The organism is Terriglobus aquaticus, assembly GCF_025685415.1.
Lineage (GTDB): Bacteria > Acidobacteriota > Terriglobia > Terriglobales > Acidobacteriaceae > Terriglobus > Terriglobus aquaticus.
The window spans coordinates 998,653-1,018,735 of the sequence record NZ_JAGSYB010000001.1 but is presented as its reverse complement, the minus strand read 5'-3'; the positions used below and the strand labels follow the sequence as shown (position 1 = coordinate 1,018,735).

Below are 20,083 nucleotides of genomic sequence, written 5' to 3'. Positions count from 1 at the left end.
CAATGCCGACCGGAGACGGCTAAAGTAGCGCTATGGAAGCGGTCGAAATACGCGGGAATAAGACGACCAACGACCTGTTGCGCGAGGCAGGGTGGTTTCTGCTGCACACCCTGTTCGCGGTGCTGAATTTTGCGCTGGTGATGGTCGCGTTCTGGGCGGTGAAGCCCGATCCGCTCTCAACCGAGCCGAAGCTGCTGTGTACTGCGGCCGCGTTCCTGGTGCCGATGATCGGCGGGTTTCTGGCGGGGCGGGCAAACCGCAACACGGTGGCGCGCTATGTGTGGATTAGCGCCCTGATCATGTTCGGCGTGACGGTGGTGCACGTGCTGGACCTGCCTACCGGAGCCGGGCTGTGCGACGGCTGCGGCCCGGTTGACAAGCTGTGGCGCACGTTCTTTTCCATCGATCACGGCAGCGGTCTGATGGCCGGCGACGGTCTGCTGATCGGAACCTGGATCCCGCTCTCGATGATCGGGTATGCCGTTGGATCGAGGATCGCGATCGGAGTGGAGTAGGTTCGTGCGCTTGAAGCGCAAGTGAAAGGGGCTGCCGGAATGGCAGCCCCTTCGCGTTGCTGTGGAGTTTAGCGAGCCGTGGCTGCCAAGACCGGTTCACGCTGCGCGTGCAGAGCCTGCAGCGAGTAGATGTGGACCTCTCCGCTTTGCAGCGAAGCGATGCCCTCTGCCGCGGCGCGGGCAGCGGCGATGGTGGTGATGGTGGGGATGCGCGCCAGCACCGCGGCGCGGCGGATCGCTTTTTCGTCGAAGAAGGTGTCCTGGCCGCGAGGCGTGTTGATGATCATCTGGATACGGTCGCCCTTGATGAGGTCGACCACGTTGGGTCGGCCTTCCTTCACCTTGAACACTCGCTCGACCTGCAGCCCGGCGTCGGCCAGGACGTCTGCCGTGCCGTGCGTTGCGACAAGCTGGAAGCCCATCTCGACATACTGCCGGGCCAGCGCCACGGCCGCGGGCTTGTCGTGGTCGTTGACCGACAGGAAGATGGTGCCGCGCGTCGGCAGGTTCTGTCCGGCGGCGAGCTGAGCCTTGGCGAAGGCTTCGCCAAAGGTGGAAGCCACGCCCATGACCTCGCCGGTGGAGCGCATCTCCGGCCCAAGCACCGTGTCTACGCCGGGGAACTTGCCCCAGGGGAAGACTGGCGATTTGACGAAGTAGTGGTCGCCTGTGCCGAGGTCCTTGCCGCTGGCGAGCTGGTCTGGCAACAGTTCCTTCAGGGTCTTGCCGGTCATGAGCCGCGACGCGATCTTGGCGAGCGGAATGCCTGTGGCCTTGGAGACGTACGGCACGGTGCGCGAGGCGCGCGGGTTGACCTCGATGACGTAGACCTTGCCGTGCTGGATGGCGAACTGGATATTGACGAGACCGATGACGTGGAGAGCGAGAGCGAGCTTGCGGGTGTACTCGCGAATCTGGCGCAGCACGTCGTCGGTCAGATCCACCGAGGGCAGGACGCAGGACGAATCGCCGGAGTGGATGCCGGCTTCTTCGATGTGCTGCATGATGCCGGCGATGATGACGTCGGTGCCGTCGCAGAGAGCGTCCACGTCGACCTCGGTCGCGTCTTCGAGGAAGTGGTCGATGAGGACGGGACGTTCCTGCGAGTACTCGATGGCGGTGCTCATGTAGCGCTGGATGGCTTCATCGTCGTAGGCGATGACCATGGCGCGGCCGCCAAGCACGAAGCTGGGACGGACGAGCACGGGGTAGGTAACGCGGTTGGCGCCGGCGATCGCCTCCTGCACGCTGGTCGCCAAGGCGCCCGCGGGCTGCGGAATCTGCAGGTCTTCGAGAAGTTTGTTGAAGCGCTTGCGATCTTCGGCGAGCTCGATGGACTCGGGCGAGGTGCCGACGATGGGCACGCCTGCGGCCTTGAGTGGAAGCGAGAGGTTCAGCGGTGTCTGTCCGCCGAACTGCACGATCATGCCGATCTCCGCGCCGCTGGCGGCCTCGTGCTTGTAGACGGCGAGGACGTCTTCGAGCGTGAGCGGCTCGAAGTAGAGGCGATCGCTCGTGTCGTAATCGGTCGAGACGGTCTCCGGGTTGCAGTTGACCATGATGGTCTCGTAGCCGTCTTCGCGCATGGCGAACGCCGCGTGGCAGCAGCAGTAGTCGAATTCGATTCCCTGCCCGATGCGATTGGGACCGCTGCCGAGAATGATGATCTTCTTGCGCGTGGTGGGGACCGCTTCGTCTTCTTCGTCGTAGCAGGAGTAAAGGTAGGGCGTGAAGGACTCGAACTCTGCGGCGCAGGTGTCGACGAGCTTGAAGACTGGCAGAACGCCGTGCTGCTCGCGCAGTTCGCGGACGCGGGCGGACGCGTCCTTGCCGTCCAGCTTCCACGAGGAAGCGAGCACGTCGTCGCTGATGCCCATGCGCTTGGCGATGCGAAGCTGGTGCGCGTCAATGGAGTCGGGCGTGGTGGTTGCGACGGCTGCCTGCTCATCCACGATCTGCTTGATCTGGTAGAGGAACCAAGGATCCATGGTGGTGAGTCGTGCAACGTCGCGCACGCTCATGCCCTTTTCGAACGCGTAGAAAACGTAGCGCAGGCGCTCCGGGTGAGCGGTGACCAGACGTTGGGTGAGGCGGCGCGGCTCGATGTCGGAGGCGGAGGCCTTCTTGCCGGTCTCGAGCGAGCGCACGGCTTTCATCATGGCTTCCTTGAAGGTGCGGCCAATCGCCATGACCTCGCCGACGGACTTCATCTGCGGCCCCAGGCCTTCGTCGGCTCCAGGAAACTTTTCGAACTGCCACTTGGGGATCTTGACGACAACGTAATCGATGGTCGGCTCGAAGCAGGCCGGCGTTGCCTTGGTAATGTCGTTTTGTAGTTCGTCGAGCGTGTATCCGACAGCGAGACGTGCTGCGATCTTCGCGATCGGGAAGCCGGTCGCTTTCGACGCAAGGGCCGAGGAGCGCGAGACACGCGGGTTCATCTCGATGACGGTCATGCGGCCGTTCGCCGGGTTAACGGCGAACTGCACGTTGGAGCCGCCGGTCTCGACACCGATCTCGCGCATGACGCGAATGGCAGCGTCGCGCATGGCCTGGTACTCGCGATCGGTGAGCGTCTGCGCCGGCGCGACGGTGATGGAGTCGCCGGTGTGGACGCCCATGGGGTCGAAGTTTTCGATCGAGCAAATGATGATGACGTTGTCGGCGAGGTCACGCACGACTTCGAGTTCGTACTCCTTCCAGCCGAGCACCGACTCTTCGAGCAGGCACTCGTGGACCGGCGACAGGTCGAGGCCGCGGGTGAGAATGTCGGTCAGTTCTTCGCGGTTGTACGCGATGCCGCCGCCCGATCCGCCGAGCGTGAACGATGGGCGGATGACGCAGGGGAAGCCGATCTTGTTCGCGAACTCTAGACCGTCGCGCAGGTTGTTGACCAGCGAGGACTGCGGCATGTCGAGGCCGATGCGGTTCATCGCGTCCTTGAACAGGAGGCGGTCTTCGGCCTTCTTGATCGCGTCCAGCTTGGCGCCGATGAGTTCCACGCCGTAGCGGTCCAGCGTGCCGGCGTCGGCCATGTCGACGGCGAGGTTGAGCGCGGTCTGGCCGCCGACGGTGGGCAGCAGGGCGAAGACACCGGGCTTGCCGCTGGCCTTGAGCGACTCACTTTCTACGCGGAGAATCTCTTCGACGTAGCGCGGGGTCAACGGCTCCACATAGGTGCGGTCAGCGACCTCGGGGTCTGTCATGATCGAGGCCGGGTTGGAGTTGACCAGCACCACCTCGTAGCCCTCGGCCTTGAGTGCCTTGCAGGCCTGCGTGCCGCTGTAGTCGAACTCGGCCGACTGGCCGATCACGATCGGCCCAGAGCCGATCACCAGGATCTTTGCAATGTCGTTCCTGCGTGGCATTGTCTTCCTTGCTGGTTGTGCCTGGTATGAGATCACAGGCCCGTGAAAAGAGGCATCCGTGGATGCCTCGAAATTACTTCTTCCACTCTTCCATCATCTTGCGGAAGTCTTTGAACAGGTAGTGGGAGTCGTGCGGTCCGGGGCTGGCTTCGGGGTGGTACTGCACGCTGAAGAGCGGGTGTTCTTTGTGCTTGAGGCCGGCCACGGTCTGGTCGTTCAGGTTCACGTGCGTCACCGCTACGGAGTTCGCATCCAGGGTATCGGGATCGACGGCGTAGTTGTGGTTCTGGGACGTGATCTCGACCTTGCCGGTGTCGAGGTTCTTGATGGGGTGGTTTGCGCCGTGATGGCCGAACTTCAGCTTGTAGGTCTTGCCACCAAGAGCCAAGCCGAAGATCTGGTGGCCGAGGCAGATGCCGAACATCGGCGTCTTGCCGGCCAGATCGCGAACGTTCTGCTGCGCGTACTCGAGCGGCTCGGGGTCGCCGGGGCCGTTCGAGAAGAAGACGCCGTCTGGATTCATGGCGAGCACGTCGGCCGCGGGAGTTTGCGCGGGCACCACGGTCACGCGGCAGTTTTCGCGGGTGAGCATGCGGAGGATGTTTTGCTTGATGCCGAAGTCATATGCGACCACGTGCATCTGCCGCTCGTTGCCAGCGAGCGCGGGCGGTAGAAGCTTGTCGCCGGTCTCGTTGCGCGGATCGGCCGCGGAGAACTCGTACTGCTCTTTGGTCGAGACGACGCTGGCGAGATCGGTGCCGTCCATCTTGCGAATGGAGCGCGCTTTTGCGACAAGTGCCTCCGCGTCCTGCGAAGCCGTGCTGATGACGCCGCGCATGACTCCGTTATTGCGGAGATGGCGCACGATCGCACGCGTGTCCACGTCTGCGACGACGGGAACGTTGTACTTTTCCAGGTACTCGTCGGTGACCTGCGTGGAACGCCAGTTCGACGAGATGGGCGAGAACTCTCGCGTCACCAGACCTTCGATGTAGGGCTGCTTGCCTTCGTCATCGCTGGGGGTGGTGCCGTAGTTGCCGATCTGGGGGTTGGTGAGAACGACGATCTGTCCGGCATAGCTGGGATCGGTGAAGATCTCCTGGTAGCCAGTCAATGCAGTGTTGAAAACAACTTCTCCGGAACGTTCGGCGGGCGCACCAAAGCCTCGACCCCGGAATATGCGCCCGTCTTCGAGCGCCAAAATGGCTTGCATTGCCTCTCCTGAAGGAGTGGATTCAATCGATTCTAGCAGCGCGGAGCGTCCCTGACGAACCGCGCGCCAGAGCACGGTCAGGCGAGGTCGATCAAGAGGTCGGTTCCCTCTTCGCGCAAGGGATACACCTTGACCTGACTGTGCTCTTCCGGGCAGGCACCGGTCTTCAGATCGAAGCCCCACGCGTGCCATGGGCAGACGATCTTTCCGTCTTCGATCCAGCCCTCTGCGAGCGGTCCTGCGCGGTGCGGGCACACGTTGTCCACGGCTGCGAGCGTGCCGTCGGCGCGTGCCAGGCAGATGGTGACACCCTGCACGTCTACTTCTTGTGCGTGTCCGTCGGCAGGACTCTGCGCAGCGGTACACAGCTTGACCCAGTTCGACATTGTTTCCTCTGCTTCCAGAATGCCTGATTGCGCGACTGCGGTGTGAAACGACAGCGGCATACCATGATGGGATGGCAACTCCGCGCAATGCTTCGCCCCGATCCGCTGCCCAGAAGCGTGCCGGCGCGACGGTGACCTACAACCGCAATGACCCGAATCACCTGCTGGTGGACCCGAGATGGCTGACGAAGGTGTTCGGGCTGACGATCCTGGCGGCGTTTGTGTGCGCCTACCTGTTGATGTGCATTCTGTTCCGCCTGGGATCGTGGCAATGGGTGCTGCACCCCACGCACTCTGCCGCGACGGGAACGGGCCTGCAGGATGAAGCCGTTCATTTTGGGCCGGACAACACGGGAACGCCGCAACTGACGGGCGAGTGGATCCCGGCGAGCGCAACCACGAGCGCGACGGTGCTTTACCTACGGCCGGGTGACGGGCAGTTGGACTTTGCTGACGCGCCGCTGGTGCGCATGCTGCGCGACGACGGCTTGAATGTGCTTGCCTTCGATTACCGCGGCTATGGGCGGTCGGCCCTGAAGCCGCACCCGACCGAGGAGCATATGCAGCAGGATGCGGAGGCGGCGTGGACGTATCTGACCGGCCTGCGCGGCATACCGGCGGATCACATCCTGCTGTACGGAGCGGGCGTCGGTTCGGCCCTGGCGGTAAACCTGGCCGCCGCACATCCGCAGGCGGCTGGGCTGGTGCTGCGCAACGCAACTGCAGATGTGCTGGGCACGATCCGGAGCCAAAAGCGGGCACGCATGTTTCCGGTGAGTCTCTTGCTCAAGGATCGATTCGACCTGCAGGCGCTTCAGCAGGTAAAGACGCCGAAGCTGCTGTGGGACATCGCGTCGCCAGCAAACGATCCCGAGACGGTCGCGCGAATTGCGGCGTATCGTTCCGCTGCCGATCCGAAGATGACGGTGACACTGCCCAAGGCAAATCCTGTTGCGGAGGCAGCAAGCCTGCGCCGTTTCCTGGACGAGCGAATCGGGCTGCTGCAGCCGAAGAGCTTGGTGCCGAACACCGTGTCCGGCGTTCCGGCTGTTCGTTGATTCTCGCCAGAATGAAGTGAAGGCCTCCGGTGTTCAGGAGGCCTTACATAGAGGTGGGAAGTGTTGGTGCGGATAGGTGATGCCAGAGTCGAAGATGGGTAACCCCGGCGTTACTGCTGACTACATCGTGTATGACGCGGTTTGAAGTGAAAGGTTGCGCTGCCAGGGAGCGACAGATATGAAAATTGGAAGAGAGCGCATCTGCGTGTATTCCCTCTCCACCTTTCGTAGGACTTCACACCAGCCGCAGGAATCTTTCAGGCGAGAGCGACGTGCCGGGGAAGATCGCGGAGAGATCGCGGACGCCGAGAGTGCGAGCGCTGAGTTCGCCGAGAACCTGGCGGAAGTCGGTGGTCACGGCGAGATCGCGACCTTCGTTCAATTGTTCCGGCGCCAGGCCCGGCCACTTGCCATAGACCTGTCCGCCGCGAACGCCTCCGCCGAGCACGAACATGACATTGCCGTGACCATGATCGGTGCCTCCGGTGCCGTTCTGCTTCGCGGTGCGGCCGAACTCGCTCATGGTCACCAGCGTGACCTGTTCGGCGTCCTGCCCCATGTCTTTCCAGAAGGCCGCGATCGCTTCGGAGAACTCTTTCAGACGATTGGCGAGGCGGCCCTGAGTGCTCCCCTGCCCCTGGTGCGTGTCCCAGTCGCCGATGTCGGCGAAGGCCGCTTCCACGCCCAGATTGGCTTTGAGTAGCTGCGCGATCTGCTTCATGCTGCCGGCAAACGGCGTGTTGGGGTACACGACGCCGTTGGCCGGCTGGTAGCGCTTGGGGTCGGCGGACTTGAGCATCTTCACAGCTTCGAAGGTCTCGTTGCCTTCGGCGTGCAGAACGCGATCGGTGCTGGTGCCGTACATCTGCTCAAAGGCGTTGGAGACCGGGGCGGGAGCAGCACCGGATCCGCCGACGCTGAAGTCGTTTACATTGCTGATGGCGACCGCGGGCATGCGGCCCTGCAGCGTTCGAGGCACCTGCGCGCCCAGCGCTACGGCGCGGAAGGCCGTGGCATGGCTGATGCGTTCCGCCTGCAGGGCTCGGTTGAGCCAGCCGTCCTGCGTGGACTTCACGCCCGGCGTTCCGCTTTCCATGTAGTCCTGTGCGTCGAAGTGAGAGCGCGTCGTGTCGGGTGAGCCGACGGCATGAATGACCGCCAGATGACCCTGCTGGTACAGCGGCAGAAGCGAGGTCATGGCGGGATGAAGGCCGAAGCGGCCGTTCAGGTCCAGAACATCCTTCTGCTGGATCGCAATAGTCGGGCGCAGCGCGTAGTAGTTTGGCTCCTGATACGGGACGACGATGTTTAGTCCGTCGGCTGCACCGCGCTGGAAGATCACCACCAGCTTTTTACCGCTGGCCGCCGCCTCCGTTTGCTGCGCCATGACGGAGCGCACCAGGAAGCTGGGAATGCTGGAGGTGCCGACCAGGGCCAGCGCACCACCCTTCATGAATGCACGACGTGAGACTGGCATACCGTTCTCCTGTTTGCGGCGGCAATCTTTCTGCCGCGATTGCTTCGGCTACGCTTTGCTGCCCGCCGTGAGGCTAGCGGCGTTGAAATTCTGGCGATCCCAGCAGCAACCCAAGCATCACCGCGCCCTGCTTGTCGGCCGGCGGCAGGTTGGGCCCGGGCGGTCCCGCACTGAAGTCTCGCCGTACCTTAACGTTCACGATCTGCTTGGCACCCGGGTTTCTTTCCTGCGCCGGCATCTGGCCAAAGGCGCGCATGGCTTGCTGTACGGCGGTGTCGTCGGTTTGCGATAGGACCGCTGCTCGTGTCTGGGCGCTTACGCCTTGCGGCAACACTTGGGATTCCAGCGCGGCTTCCTTGCGCTGTGATTCGTCCGCGCCTGGGTCCTGCGGTACCGCGTGACTGGCGGTGCTCGCCGCAATCAGCGTGCCCGTGTCCACGGTGGTGCCATTGATCTTGTTTGCCGCCAGCAGCAGGGCGAAGTTCATGCGTGTGACCAGCGCGGCCGAGTTGAGCCATGTTTCCGCGTCCCACTTGTACCCGGTGGGCGGCTGGCAGCCGTACAGCGGCATGCCGAGCCGCTCCAGCGACTGTGCCAAAGGCACCGGGTTCCCCACGTTGGCGCCTGAGGCACGTACGGCCGAGACGACGTATTCGAGAGGCGTCTTGATCTTCGCGTTCACCGTTTGCGGAGCCAGGAACTCCGGGGCATGCACCATGGTGCGCAGAACCGCACGGATGTCTCCGTTGGACTTGAGGAAAGTTTGCGCCATGCGATCGACGAGGGCCGGTGGAGGCGTGTCGCTGACGAAGCGCTCTGCCAATTCGAGAGAAATGAAGTGCGCTGTTGCCGGGCTGGTGGCGAGAATGTGCAGCACCTCTTCGCCTTCGCTCTCGCCGGACTCCTTGATCTTTCTGCCGAGGACTGTCTTTTCGCCGGGTTCGTGCCGCCGGTCGTTGTAGAGGAAGGCTCCGCCTTCGCCGGGGCGCTCGATGCCCCAACCGGTGAAGACCTTGGCGACCTCTGTCACGTCCTTCTGGGTGTAGCCTCCGTTGACGCCCAGCGTGTGCAGCTCCATGAGCTCACGCGCGTAGTTTTCGTTGAGGCCGGCTGAGGGCTTCTTTGCATTCGGCGCCTTGGGATTCGGTCGTCCTGCTGCGAGCGAGTCGGGGCCGACGCTTTGCGCGTTGTCCAGGTACAGGAGCATCGCCGGGCTCTTTGCCGTGGCCTCGAGCAGATCTTCGAACCGGCCGAGGGCATGCGTGCGGATCGTGTCTTCGTACTCCGGCAGCAAGGACGGCATCTCGCCGTCTTTCCGGATGTAGACGTTGAAGTGATTCAGCCAGAAGTCGGTCATCACGGCTTCCAACTGGCGTTCGCTGTAGATGTCGCGGAGCAGACGCGTGCTGAACAGCTCCCCGGAGATCATGCGATTGGTTCCAGCCAGCGCGGCCAGGGTTTCTTTCTGGAGGGGAGTCATTCCCTCCGCCAGCTTGGAGGCGTCGCCTTTTACACCTTTGCGGGCTCCGATGAGTTCAGCCGGGCTCATACGCAGGAGGCGCTGGTAACGGTCCTGCGGTGGCAGCGCGAGCAGAGCGTTGACGGCGTCCTGAGGCAAAGGGGCGGTGGCCTGCTCCAGGTTCGGTGGGGCCGCGTTCTTCTGCGCGTCCAGAGCGGTTGATGCGCTGGTTCCGCCACCCGCAAGCTGCGAGCGAGTGCCCGTCTTCGCCATGGAATCCGCGGTCGCTTCGTCCAGGGCGTTGAAGCCTCTCTGGATGTCGCCGGGCCGTGACTGGAGCGATGCGGCTGGTGTGACGGACGCGGTTTGCATAGCGGCCGCCTCCTTGCGCATCTGGTAGAACTCCACCTGGTCGGAGAGGATTGCGCGCAGTTCCGGGTCGGCCGGCAGATAGCCGTTCTTTGCGGCGTTGCGGACCATGCCGGGCGTTGGATAGCGAGCGATCTGGTCGGCCTGGCTCATCCGCATGGCGGGGTAGGCGTTCAGGCGCTGCTCGAGCCCGCTGTCGTCCAGGCGGTCGGGCTGCAATTGCTGTTCGAACCAAGCGTAGGCGCCCAGGGAGCGCACGCGGGCGAGGTCGCCCGGCCGCGCGCCGAAGCTGAAGCGGTTCAGCACCAGGGCGGCGGCATCCACCTTGCGCACCGGCACGGCCGCTGTTGCGGGCTTCGCGGCAGCCACGGCGAGCATGGGGCTGAAGGCGTACAGGGCGGCCAGAGCGAGTGAGACTGCCGCGCGCGGGCGAAGCGGCTGCGGAGGTCGGGATCGAGAGGTGCGAAGCAGCATAGATCACCTGCCCGGGGCAGTTTGCAACCACTAGCCTAGACCCGCGGGGGCGGACCTTGTTGCGTCCCGCTGCGTATTTTGTGGGGCGGAGGCAACCTCCGGCTCTCCTTCCCGCACCCCGTTTAGAAGTCGGCGAGCTCGGCTGCCGCGCGGAAGACGTCGTCCGCCTGTGGCAGGATCACGTCTTCGAGCACCGGCTGATAGGCGACGAACGTGTCCATGGAGGCGAGGCGGCGCACGGGCGCGTCCAGATCATGGAACAGCTCTTCCGCGGCGCGTGCTGCGACTTCGGCACCGAAGCCCCAGCTTCGCATGTCCTCGTGAACGATCAGCAGACGATTAGTGCGGCGGACGCTTTCCGCGATGGCCTCGAAGTCGTAGGGAGACAGACTGCGCAGGTCCAGCACCTCTGTGGAGATGTCGCGTTCGCTAGAGAGGCGCTGAGCCGCTTGCAGCACCCGCGGAACCAGAGCGCCGTAGGTGACGATGGTCAGGTCCGTGCCGGCGCGGAGCTGCTTTGCCTTGCCGAACGGAATCATGTACTCCGGCCCGGGGTACGGCGCGCGGCCGAACGCTTCGCGATACAGGCGCTTGTGTTCGAGGAACAGAACGGGGTCGTCGCACCGGATGGCGGTGCGCAGCAGGCCGGCCGCGTCGAGCGCGTTGGACGGCATGATCACGCGCACACCGGGGGTGTGAGTGAAGATGCTTTCGCCCGATTGCGAGTGGTAGATGGAGCCGCCGGTCAGATATCCGCCGATGGGCACACGCATGACGATGGGCGACGAGAACAGACCGTTGGAGCGCCACCGCATGACGCTCAACTCGTTGCGCATCTGGTGCATGGCAGGCCAGATGTAATCAAAGAATTGAATTTCAACGACGGGCTTCAGGCCGCGGACGGCCATGCCGATGGCGCGGCCGGTGATGTTTGCCTCGGCCAGTGGGGAGTTGAAGACGCGGTCCGAGCCGAACTCTGCCTGGAGGCCCGAGGTGAGCTTGAACACACCGCCTTTGCCCTTGAGAGCACCGGATTTGAGATGCTGATCGCGGCTGGCATCTGCGACGTCTTCGCCGAAGATGAGAATGCGTTCGTCGCGGCGCATTTCGTCACGCAGGGTGGCGTTGATGAGGTCGGCCATGGTGCGGTCGCCGGTGCCGGTGGTGGGAGCGGGCGCCGTGGAGAAGGCGCTGCTGCACGGGTCTACCTGTTCGGAATAGACGTGCAGCGGAATGGAGGTGATGGCGGGCAGCGGCGCCGCCAGAGCCTGATCGGCGGCGGCTCGAACCTCCTCGTCGACCTCGCGCTCGAGCGCGTTGACCTCATCCTCGGTGAGCAGACCTTCCTGGATGAGCCACGCCTGCATGCGACCGAGGGGGTCGCGGAGGGCGTCGGCTTCGAGTTCGTCGGCGACGCGGTACTGGCGCTCGTCGTCGCTCTGGGAATGCGAGTAGGGGCGGATGACGTGGCCGTGAACGAGCGCCGGGCCTTTGCGGGTACGCACGTACTCCGCTGCTTCCTGCATGGCGGCCACGCAGGCCTGGGCATCGGTGCCGTCGATCTCGGCGAAGTGGAAGTTCGGGAAGTTCGCCACCAGGCGGGAGATGTTGCCGCCGGGAGTGTTGGTCTCGACCGGTGTGGAGATGGCATATCCGTTGTCTTCGACGACGAAGAGGACGGGCAGCTTGCCGTTGGAGGCGGAGTTAAGAGCCTCCCAGAACTCGCCCTGGCTGGTCGAGCCCTCGCCGATCGAGGTGTAGACGACCTCGTCGGCGTGGAACTGAACGTCCTTCCAGGCGCGGTAGTCGGTGGGCGCGTAGGTGCCCTTGGCAGCCTCGGGATGGTGGTGAAAGTACCGGCCGGCCTCGGCGCAGCCCACGGCGTGGAGGCACTGCGTGGCGGTGGACGAGGACGGCGAAACCAGGTTCAGCGACTTATTCGTCCAGTGCGAGGGCATTTGGCGGCCGCCGCTCTGGGGATCCGTGCCAGCACCCACGGCCTGCAGCAGCTGGTCGACCACAGTCTGGCCGAGCGCCAGGCACAGCGCGCGATCGCGGTAGTACGGGAAGAACCAGTCGTGCCCGGGGCGCAAGGTCATGCCTGCGGCGGTCAGCAGGGCTTCATGCCCGGCGCCGGAGATCTGAAAGAAAATCTTCTGCTGCTTTTTCAGAAGGAGTTCGCGGTCGTCGGTGCGCCGCGAGAGGTACATGGTCCGGTAAAAGCGGATCCATTGCTCGCGCGAAAGAGCAGCGCTTCCCTTGCCGCCCCGGGTTGCTGTGCCTGCCGCTTTGCCTGCCATCCGTAGCTCTCCTGCAACGGTTGATTGTAAACGGCTGGCCCTTACGCAGGGAGTCCGCCGCGCCTGCGCGCCGGCCAGGTGAGTGGGTACGACCTCACGCTCCTGTGCTCTGTGCCGATACAGAACCTGTCCGGGGATGAAGCACAAACGAGCCCCGGCCAATCCGACGCTTCTGGAGTACCTGACACGTGGCCGCGAACCTCGCTTCCCCTTTTCGAATCATGCTGGCACAACTGGCGGTGCTGGTCATCGGCAGCCTGGCTCCACAGGCGATTCGGGCCCAGGCACCTTCGCTGACCAGCCCGACCATACCTGGGCACTACCTGGTCTTGTTTTGTTCGGGAACGGCCGTCTCCGATCGCGCGCAACGCTTGCGTGAGACGGGAGCTTCGGAGGTGACGGTTCATCCGCATCTGGGGACTGCGGCGGTGAGCGCGTCCGCGACCGCCATGCGAAGGATCGCCGCGGATCCTACGGTGGCGCAGGTGCTGCCGGATGTCCGGGTGTACGCTCACGCGCTTCTGCGCAGCGCCGCTGTGCCGGAACAGGCGAGTGGTTCTGTGCTGGTGCGGCGGTCCGCGCCGGTACGGCCCGTGGCGGTGGATCCGCTGCAGCCGGTGGCCATCAATAATTCCGGCAGCGGCAATGCCGCGAAGAGCGGCAGCGGTACACCGGCGAGCGGAGGCGGGAGTGGAACCGCGTCGACACCGGCGGGCACGCAGGCTGCCGGCGCTAGCGCCTCTTCTAACTCAGGCAACGCAAATACGCCGGCTCCGACCGACACCTTCTACCAGGGCTCGCCGCAGGGATGGGCGGTACGGGCCGCGGGCGGGTACGGCATGGGCGTTCTGGGCGGCACGGTGACCGGGCCGTGGAACCGGACGCTTGGCAGCGGTGTTCGCATCGCCGTGCTCGACAGCGGTGTAGATCGCACTCACCCGGACATTGCTCCCAACCTTGCGCTGAACCTGTCGGAGGTGGACTCCAGCGATGATTTCAGTCCCTGCGATGACGGTTCGCCACAGGACCAGGAGGGCCACGGTACGTGGGTTGCTTCGCTGGCTGCGGGCGCGATGGGCGCCAGCACCGGCCGGGTGGTCGGCGTGGCACCGTCGGCAACGATTCTGAACATCAAGGTGCTGCAGCGCATGCCGGGCACGGGCGTCACCGTCTCCGCACAGTGCCAGGCGGGCCAGGCCTCGGGATTGGTGTCGTGGCTGCTCAAGGGCATCGATGATGCGGTGAGCCAGCATGCCGATGTGATTGTGCTATCACTGGGCAGCATCGTGGACCTGTACACGGGTGACGGTGCCGGATTGAAGTCCGCGTTTGACCAGGTGACGCATGCGGCGGCGAATGCGGGTGTTCTGATCGTGGCGGCTGCAGGCAACGACGGGTTTGACCTGAGCAATAGCCGCTACCTGGAACTGCCGGCGCAGGCACGCGATGTGCTCGCGGTGACGGCGACCAGCAATCCGGATTGCGCGGAAGACAACCGGACGGGTGCGGCGTGCTCGGCCGGTGCGGTGACTCTGCCCTACTACTCGAATTACGGCGCTCCGCTGCAGGCAGTGGCCGCGCCTGGCGGCAATTACCCGGCCGGTGCAGACGAGGCTGTGTCCGGCTGGATTCGCGGCGCCTGCTCAAGTGGCGTGCCGGGAACGGCAGACGGCGCCCCGTCGGATCACGCTCACTCCTACGGCTGCTTTAATTTCGGCCACGCGGCGTATGTGCAGGCGATGGGAACGAGTGCTTCCGCCGGACTGGCGGCGGGCGCTGCGGCCCTGCTGCGGGCGACTCACCCGGCCTGGACGCCGGCCGAGTTGGCGGCAGCTATGCGCTCCGGGACCACGGCCCTAAAGGGCGGAAGCACGCTGCTGGATACGAACACTGCGATGCAGCGTTGAACTGATTGCGGGTGCGATTACTGGACGAGGGTTGCGCGAAGATTGCGGGCGAGCTTCTCGATGTCGCGCAGCTTGCGGTCGGTGTCCGGTGTCTGGCCGCCCTGCTGCAGGGCGTGCTGATACTCCGAAGTCAGTGCGACCAGCTTATTGGTATCGGTGACGATTCGCTTCTGGCGCTCCTGACGCTGGAGCCGGCTGTACAGACTGGCCTGCTGGGGCGTGACGTCGCTACCGCCGAAGAAGGGCGAATTGATGCCGTACGGGGCATACGGCGAAGAGCCGTAGGGCGACGAGCCGTACACGCCGCCCGTGTTGCCCGGGCTGCGGACGGGAGAAGGCGTGGGCGCGGGCGCGGGAGCCGGCGCTGGGTGGCCACCACCGCTGCTGCCGCCCTTCTGGCCCGAAGCGGAAACGGCTGCCGCAAGCGGCAGCGCTACGCACAGCAAGAGGCTTTTCAGCCTCGGGAACGTCCACCCCCCTGCCTTTGTCATGAACGCAGCGTGACACGGTTCCCGAGGAAAAGCAACTACTGTCGCATGCCTTCGCGCACCTCACGTGCAAGTTTTTCGATGCGCTCGGCTTCCTTGATCACGTCCACTGACAGGACGTCCTTGTTGGTCTTGTCTACGCTGGTCTTCAGTTGCTGTGCCATCTCCACCAGCCTGGCCGCGTCCGTTTCCATCTTTTTCTGGCGAGCTTCCGCAGCCATCTGCTTCTGCTGGTTCTCCACCCGCTGCACCTGGTTGCCGCCGATCAACGCTGCGGACTGCGCCGTAGCGGTGCGGCCGACCGTGACAAACGCTGCGCCACACAGGGTTGCGCACACGGTTAGACGGCAGGTTCGGATCGACATTCTCCTCATCGGAACTGCAAACATCACACACCATCCATCACGGACCGTGCGGGGGTACTGCTCTTGCTACATCCCCCTCATGCGGTCCTTCACCTCACGGGCAAGCTTCTCAATTTGGATGAGAAGCTTTTGATCATCCGCCGTTGCAGTACCGTGTGCAGCAAGCGCGGTTCGGTATTGCGCGGTCAAGACGACCAGCCGATTGGCGTCGTCCACAATACGCCTTTGACGCTCTGTCGCGCGACCTTTCTGGAGGCGCTCGCGTAACTCGGGGTTGTTCCGGAAGGGATCGTTCTCCTCCGAGGCGTCAGGGTGAGGAAGACTGCCGGCCGGAGGACGGGCATCGACCTGCGCGCGCATCGCCGGTACACACACCAACGAAGCCAGGAGCAACGCACCGGCGGAGGCGGGCCGGGCCAAACCGAAGTGTTCTGCCAAGGTTCCCATCCGCGTCTCACCGAAGTTGGCGATGGTACAAAATCGAGCGTACCTCATCGTGCGTCGAATCGGACTGCGCGGTGATCTGACGAGGCTGCCTTGGCGTTTTAGGATGAAGCGGATGCCTGTATTTCACCCGGCAATGCCCGCTACCCTGCTGAGCCCTCTGCCTTCTGCACCGGATGGCAACAGCTTCCACGATCTGCTGGCAGACTGGCATGCGGACCTGATCTCGTTTGTTCGGCACGACCTGCCCAAGCTCCTGTTCATCCTTCTGATTGCAGTGGCGCTGCAGCGGCTGGTGGCATTCGCCGTGAAACGGATGCGGCACATCGCAGACAACTCGATCGGCAATGCACGCCGGGCGGCGCAGCTGCGCACCTTGTCGGCCATCCTGCGAGCCACCGCGTATGGCGTGATCGGCTTTCTTGTGCTGCTGCAAGTTCTGCCCGTGTTCAACATCGACCTGAAACCGCTGTTGGCGTCGGCGGGCGTGGTCGGGCTCGGCATATCGTTTGGAGCGCAGTCGCTCTTCAAGGACATGCTGAATGGTCTGTTCATCCTGGTGGAAGACCAGTTCAACGTCGGCGACGTGGTCAAGGTGGCGGGACTGACCGGGACGGTGGAGGATATCTCGCTGCGCGCGACCACGGTTCGGGACGGAGATGGAACGCAGTACTTTATCCCGAACTCGCAGATTACGACGGTATCGAACCTGTCGCGCGAGTACTCGGTCGCGTCGCTGTCAGTGTCCGTCGATGCGTCTGCGGATCCGGACAAGGTAATGGAGGTGCTGCGGCGCGTGGCGCTCGATGTTCGTCGCTCCCCTGCTTTCGCCGAGGTGGCGATTGCCGATCCGGACGTGCTGGGCGTAGACCGTATCAACGGCCGCGAGGTGGTCTTTCCGGTGAACCTTCGGGTCAGGGCGAACCAGAAGGATGGTGTGCTGCGGGAGATTCGCAGGCGCATCCTGCTGGAGTTCGCCAAGGAGGACATCCCGCTAGGTGTGCCGGCGACGGCGATCCTGCAGGCGCCCGCTGCGGCGGCGGCGCCGGCCACCTCGGGTGACGCACCGCTGCAAGCGGGATAGCAGGAACAGGTAAGCCGGGCGAACTTGCACCGAGGTCGCGCGCTAGAGCGCTGCGGCTAGTGCGGCGATCAGGTCTTCTGCGGAACGTGCCGGCGGCTGACAGGTGTTGCCGGAGCAGACCAGCGCCACGGCGCCTGTAGCCACCTCGATGCCGGGCAGCGTTTCGGCGAGGGCTGGTGGCAGGTCGGCGCGGCGGCTGGCGGGGATGCGGAGCACCGTCTTGTTCACGGCGTAGCGCGCGAGAGCTATTGCTTCCAGCTCACGGGCGGCCGAGGCTCCCTGTTCGCCCTCGAGAATGACGACCTGCACGGCGGGCCGCACCAAGAGGCCGAGCGCCAAGCCGAAGGTGGCGGCGTATAGGCCGAAGTGTTCGACGATGCCCGCGAAGCACTCCAGGGTACGTTCCGCGGCAGAGCGGTACACCTCGTCGCCGGTCAGCGTGGCCAGACGAAGCAGCAGTGCGGCGGCTGCCGGATTGCCGGCCGGTGTGGGGGCGTCCTGCAGAGGCTTGCGGCGGGCGCTGAGTGCTCCCAACGCGGTGCCACCGGCGATATCCGTGTCAAAGAAGCCGCCTTTCTCGGTGTCGCTGAAGCGGGCGAGGAGGCTGTCTGCGATCTCTTTGGCGGAGCGGAACCAGTTCGTGTCGCCGGTGACCTCGAAGGCGGTCAGGCAGGCGTCTGCGAGGAAGACGGCGTCTTCCAGGTTGCCGGGAACATCTGGCGCAGGCGCCTGCGGATCGCCCCAGGCGACCACGTGTCCCACCTGCCCGTTGCGCCATGCGACGGAGAGAACGCGCTGGAGGCTCCTCAGGCCGAAGGCGACCGCCTCGGGCCGCTGCAGGGCGCGACCGGCTTCCAGGTAGGCGCGGATGGCCATGCTGTTCCAGCCGGTGTAGAGGGTCTTGTCGACGAACGGTGTGGGGCGTTCTAGGCGGGTCGCATACAGCTTCTGCTTCGCGGAGGCAAGCAGGCGTTCTGCTTCTTCGCGGCTCAGGTTCAGTTCGTTCGCCAGAGGAGCGAGATCGACCGGACGGAACAGGACATTGCGCGCGGGGTCGTGGTGCATGTCGCCGACTGTGCCGATGTCGAAGTACGGCGCGGCGATGGCAAACTCTTCCGGCGTGAGCACGGCTTCTGCTTCCGCACGGGTCCAGGTGAAGTAGTCGCCATCGTCGTCCAGCGAAATGTCTGCGTCCTGCGAGGCATAGAAGCCGCCCTGCTCGCGGTCGGAGAGCCACTCGTCCATCCAGCGCAGAATGTCGGTGGCGGCGCGGGCAAACTCCGGATCGACGAAGGTTTGGAAGCCGTGAACGTAACTGCGCAAGAGCTCCGAGTTGTCGTAGCTCATCTTTTCGAAGTGCGGAACGACCCAACGCTCATCAACCGAATAACGATGGAAGCCGCCGGCGAGCTGGTCGTACACGCCGCCGCGAAACATCTTGTGCAGGGTGCCCTGTGCAGCTTCAGCGGCCTTAGCGTGATTGGGGCCGGAGCGCGAAGCCGCGTCGATGAGCATGTCCAGCGCGGCTGGATGCGGGAACTTGGGTTGCGATCCGAAGCCGCCGTGGCGGGGGTCGTAGGACTGCAGCGCCGAGGCGACGAGCTTGTCGATGAGAGCGATGCCAGCCGAGGAGTTCTGCAGATCGGTCGCTCCGCCGGCGAAGGCTTCGTTGTACTCGATGGCCTGCATGACGGAACCGGCGGAATCGTTCACGTCTTCGCGCTTGTGGCGAAAGGCGTCGGCCATGGTCTCGAGCACGCGGCGGAAGCTGGGTCGGCCCATGCGCTCGGTCGGCGGGAAATACGTGCCGCCGAAGAAGGGGTGACCCTGCGGCGTAAGGAATGCGGTGAGCGGCCAACCCCCCTGACCGCTGATGGCCTGCACCGCTGCCTGGTAGCGCGTGTCGACGTCGGGACGTTCGTCACGATCGACCTTGATGGTGATGTACTCGCGGTTGATCAGCTCGGCGAGTGCGGGGTCCTCGTAAGACTCGCGATCCATCACGTGGCACCAGTGGCACCAGACGGCCCCGATGTCGAGCAGGATGGGCTTGTCTTGCTCTTGCGCTTTGGTGAACGCCTCTTCGCCCCACTGGTGCCAGTGGATGGGCTGGTGCATTGCAGATCGCAGGTAGGACGAAGCGGCGCTGGCAAGAGCGTTGTGCGGCATGGATCCAGTCTAGTGGTCCCATACGCACACGTCTTGCCAGCGCCGCGTGACTGAGCGGGGTGACGTGGATTCGCGTGCTCCCGCTCGTGTGCTGCTGAGGCGGCTAGCTCTTCAGGAATGCAAGCAGGTCTGCGTTGACTATGTCGGCGTGCGTGGTGGGCATGCCGTGCGGAAGCCCATGATAGGTCTTCAGCGTGCCGTTCTTCAGCAGCTTCGCGGTGAGCGGACCCGAGGCGACGTAGGGGACGATCTGGTCGTCCTCGCTGTGCATGACGAGCACCGGAAGCTGAAGCTTCTTCAAATCTTCGGTAAAGTCCGTTTGTGAGAAGGCGACGATGCCGTCGTAGTGCGCCTTGGCGCTGCCGATCATGCCTTGCCGCCACCAGTTGCCGATGATGCCCTCAGACCGCTGGGCGCCGGGCTTGTTGTAGCCGTAGAACGGACCTTCGGGCAGGTCGCGATAGAACTGCGCGCGGTTGGCAGCGAGCTGCGCCTGCAGGCCGTCGAACACCGACTTTGGCAGGCCGAGCGGATTGCTCTCGGTTTGCACCATGAGCGGCGGGACCGCGCAGAGTAGCGCAGCCTTGGCGGCACGCTCTTCGCCGTGACGCGCGAGATAGTGCACCACTTCTCCGCCGCCTGTCGAGTGGCCCACGTGGATGGCGTCGTGAAGATCCAGGTGGTTGACCACGGCTGCAAGGTCGTCGGCGTAGTGGTCCATGTCGTGGCCTTCGCTCACCTGCGAGGATCGTCCGTGGCCGCGACGATCGTGGGCGATCACACGATAGCCCTGCTGGAGAAAGAACAGCATCTGGTTGTCCCAATCGTCCGCAGACAAAGGCCAGCCGTGGCTGAAGACGATGGGCTGACCGCTGCCCCAATCCTTGTAGAAGATGTCGACACCATCCGGGGTACGAAGCACAGGCATGTTTGCCCTCCTGACTGAAGCAATACTTTCCAGCAGTGAACCACAGATGAACTGTGGCGGATAGCAACTTGTGGGTTTC

The 20,083-nt window shown here is 64.2% G+C and carries 15 protein-coding genes; 4 read left to right on the top strand and 11 right to left on the bottom strand.

What is annotated here, in order from left to right; translation table 11 throughout:
- Window positions 1-32: 32 nt before the first annotated feature.
- On the top strand, window positions 33-515 hold the full coding sequence (locus OHL12_RS04310; protein ID WP_263412599.1) for a hypothetical protein: 483 nt from the start codon (window positions 33-35) through the stop codon (window positions 513-515).
- 68 nt (window positions 516-583) lie between these two features.
- Here OHL12_RS04310 and carB read toward each other — a convergent pair whose 3' ends face one another.
- The 3 genes from carB to OHL12_RS04295 all read right to left on the bottom strand — a co-directional run bounded on the left by carB (window position 584) and on the right by OHL12_RS04295 (window position 5,542).
- Window positions 584-3,883 (bottom strand): carbamoyl-phosphate synthase large subunit, encoded by a 3,300-nt coding sequence (carB, locus tag OHL12_RS04305; protein WP_263412598.1) that lies wholly within the window; start codon window positions 3,881-3,883, stop codon window positions 584-586.
- A gap of 73 nt (window positions 3,884-3,956) precedes the next feature.
- Window positions 3,957-5,096: a glutamine-hydrolyzing carbamoyl-phosphate synthase small subunit gene (carA, locus tag OHL12_RS04300; RefSeq protein WP_263412597.1), complete on the bottom strand. Its 1,140-nt coding sequence runs from the start codon at window positions 5,094-5,096 to the stop codon at window positions 3,957-3,959.
- A gap of 77 nt (window positions 5,097-5,173) precedes the next feature.
- Window positions 5,174-5,542: a Rieske (2Fe-2S) protein gene (locus tag OHL12_RS04295; RefSeq protein ID WP_263412596.1), complete on the bottom strand. Its 369-nt coding sequence runs from the start codon at window positions 5,540-5,542 to the stop codon at window positions 5,174-5,176.
- Between the two features lie 11 nt (window positions 5,543-5,553).
- Between OHL12_RS04295 and OHL12_RS04290 the strand changes: the two genes are divergently transcribed.
- Complete coding sequence (locus tag OHL12_RS04290; protein WP_263412595.1) at window positions 5,554-6,540, top strand: alpha/beta hydrolase; 987 nt, start codon at window positions 5,554-5,556, stop codon at window positions 6,538-6,540.
- Between the two features lie 235 nt (window positions 6,541-6,775).
- Here the strand turns inward: OHL12_RS04290 and OHL12_RS04285 are convergent, their stop codons facing one another.
- The 3 genes from OHL12_RS04285 to OHL12_RS04275 form a co-directional block, all read right to left on the bottom strand.
- Complete coding sequence (locus tag OHL12_RS04285) at window positions 6,776-8,017, bottom strand: DUF1501 domain-containing protein (protein WP_263412594.1); 1,242 nt, start codon at window positions 8,015-8,017, stop codon at window positions 6,776-6,778.
- Window positions 8,018-8,090: 73 nt separating this feature from the next.
- Window positions 8,091-10,319, bottom strand: coding sequence for a DUF1800 domain-containing protein (locus OHL12_RS04280; RefSeq protein WP_263412593.1), 2,229 nt, complete (start codon window positions 10,317-10,319; stop codon window positions 8,091-8,093).
- A gap of 122 nt (window positions 10,320-10,441) precedes the next feature.
- A complete protein-coding gene (locus OHL12_RS04275) occupies window positions 10,442-12,619 on the bottom strand; it encodes an alpha-ketoacid dehydrogenase subunit alpha/beta (protein ID WP_263412592.1) in 2,178 nt (725 codons plus the stop codon).
- A 221-nt stretch (window positions 12,620-12,840) separates the two neighbouring features.
- Between OHL12_RS04275 and OHL12_RS04270 the strand changes: the two genes are divergently transcribed.
- Window positions 12,841-14,526 (top strand): S8 family serine peptidase, encoded by a 1,686-nt coding sequence (locus tag OHL12_RS04270; protein ID WP_263412591.1) that lies wholly within the window; start codon window positions 12,841-12,843, stop codon window positions 14,524-14,526.
- Window positions 14,527-14,543: 17 nt separating this feature from the next.
- Here OHL12_RS04270 and OHL12_RS04265 read toward each other — a convergent pair whose 3' ends face one another.
- The 3 genes from OHL12_RS04265 to OHL12_RS04255 form a co-directional block, all read right to left on the bottom strand.
- A complete protein-coding gene (locus tag OHL12_RS04265) occupies window positions 14,544-15,017 on the bottom strand; it encodes a hypothetical protein (RefSeq protein WP_263412590.1) in 474 nt (157 codons plus the stop codon).
- Between the two features lie 35 nt (window positions 15,018-15,052).
- Complete coding sequence (locus OHL12_RS04260) at window positions 15,053-15,379, bottom strand: hypothetical protein (RefSeq protein ID WP_263412589.1); 327 nt, start codon at window positions 15,377-15,379, stop codon at window positions 15,053-15,055.
- A gap of 66 nt (window positions 15,380-15,445) precedes the next feature.
- A complete protein-coding gene (locus tag OHL12_RS04255; RefSeq protein ID WP_263412588.1) occupies window positions 15,446-15,817 on the bottom strand; it encodes a hypothetical protein in 372 nt (123 codons plus the stop codon).
- A gap of 121 nt (window positions 15,818-15,938) precedes the next feature.
- Here OHL12_RS04255 and OHL12_RS04250 point away from each other — a divergent pair, with 121 nt between their 5' ends.
- A complete protein-coding gene (locus tag OHL12_RS04250) occupies window positions 15,939-16,907 on the top strand; it encodes a mechanosensitive ion channel family protein (RefSeq protein WP_263412587.1) in 969 nt (322 codons plus the stop codon).
- Window positions 16,908-16,949: 42 nt separating this feature from the next.
- Here the strand turns inward: OHL12_RS04250 and OHL12_RS04245 are convergent, their stop codons facing one another.
- Together OHL12_RS04245 and OHL12_RS04240 are read right to left on the bottom strand one after the other, a co-directional pair.
- Window positions 16,950-19,076, bottom strand: a complete 2,127-nt coding sequence (locus OHL12_RS04245) for a thioredoxin domain-containing protein (protein ID WP_263412586.1) — start codon at window positions 19,074-19,076, stop codon at window positions 16,950-16,952.
- Between the two features lie 103 nt (window positions 19,077-19,179).
- On the bottom strand, window positions 19,180-20,004 hold the full coding sequence (locus OHL12_RS04240; protein WP_263412585.1) for an alpha/beta fold hydrolase: 825 nt from the start codon (window positions 20,002-20,004) through the stop codon (window positions 19,180-19,182).
- Window positions 20,005-20,083: the final 79 nt, after the last annotated feature.

Bases quoted from the DNA above. Each gene is read 5' to 3' on its own strand.
- OHL12_RS04250 (WP_263412587.1), top strand. From the start codon at position 15,939: ATGCCTGTATTTCACCCGGCAATGCCCGCTACCCTGCTGAGCCCTCTG.
- carB (WP_263412598.1), bottom strand. From the start codon at position 3,883: ATGCCACGCAGGAACGACATTGCAAAGATCCTGGTGATCGGCTCTGGG.
- OHL12_RS04310 (WP_263412599.1), top strand. From the start codon at position 33: ATGGAAGCGGTCGAAATACGCGGGAATAAGACGACCAACGACCTGTTG.
- OHL12_RS04245 (WP_263412586.1), bottom strand. From the start codon at position 19,076: ATGCCGCACAACGCTCTTGCCAGCGCCGCTTCGTCCTACCTGCGATCT.
- OHL12_RS04280 (WP_263412593.1), bottom strand. From the start codon at position 10,319: ATGCTGCTTCGCACCTCTCGATCCCGACCTCCGCAGCCGCTTCGCCCG.
- OHL12_RS04260 (WP_263412589.1), bottom strand. From the start codon at position 15,379: ATGTCGATCCGAACCTGCCGTCTAACCGTGTGCGCAACCCTGTGTGGC.
- OHL12_RS04270 (WP_263412591.1), top strand. From the start codon at position 12,841: ATGCTGGCACAACTGGCGGTGCTGGTCATCGGCAGCCTGGCTCCACAG.
- OHL12_RS04285 (WP_263412594.1), bottom strand. From the start codon at position 8,017: ATGCCAGTCTCACGTCGTGCATTCATGAAGGGTGGTGCGCTGGCCCTG.
- OHL12_RS04295 (WP_263412596.1), bottom strand. From the start codon at position 5,542: ATGCCGCTGTCGTTTCACACCGCAGTCGCGCAATCAGGCATTCTGGAA.
- carA (WP_263412597.1), bottom strand. From the start codon at position 5,096: ATGCAAGCCATTTTGGCGCTCGAAGACGGGCGCATATTCCGGGGTCGA.
- OHL12_RS04240 (WP_263412585.1), bottom strand. From the start codon at position 20,004: ATGCCTGTGCTTCGTACCCCGGATGGTGTCGACATCTTCTACAAGGAT.
- OHL12_RS04265 (WP_263412590.1), bottom strand. From the start codon at position 15,017: ATGACAAAGGCAGGGGGGTGGACGTTCCCGAGGCTGAAAAGCCTCTTG.
- OHL12_RS04275 (WP_263412592.1), bottom strand. From the start codon at position 12,619: ATGGCAGGCAAAGCGGCAGGCACAGCAACCCGGGGCGGCAAGGGAAGC.
- OHL12_RS04290 (WP_263412595.1), top strand. From the start codon at position 5,554: ATGGCAACTCCGCGCAATGCTTCGCCCCGATCCGCTGCCCAGAAGCGT.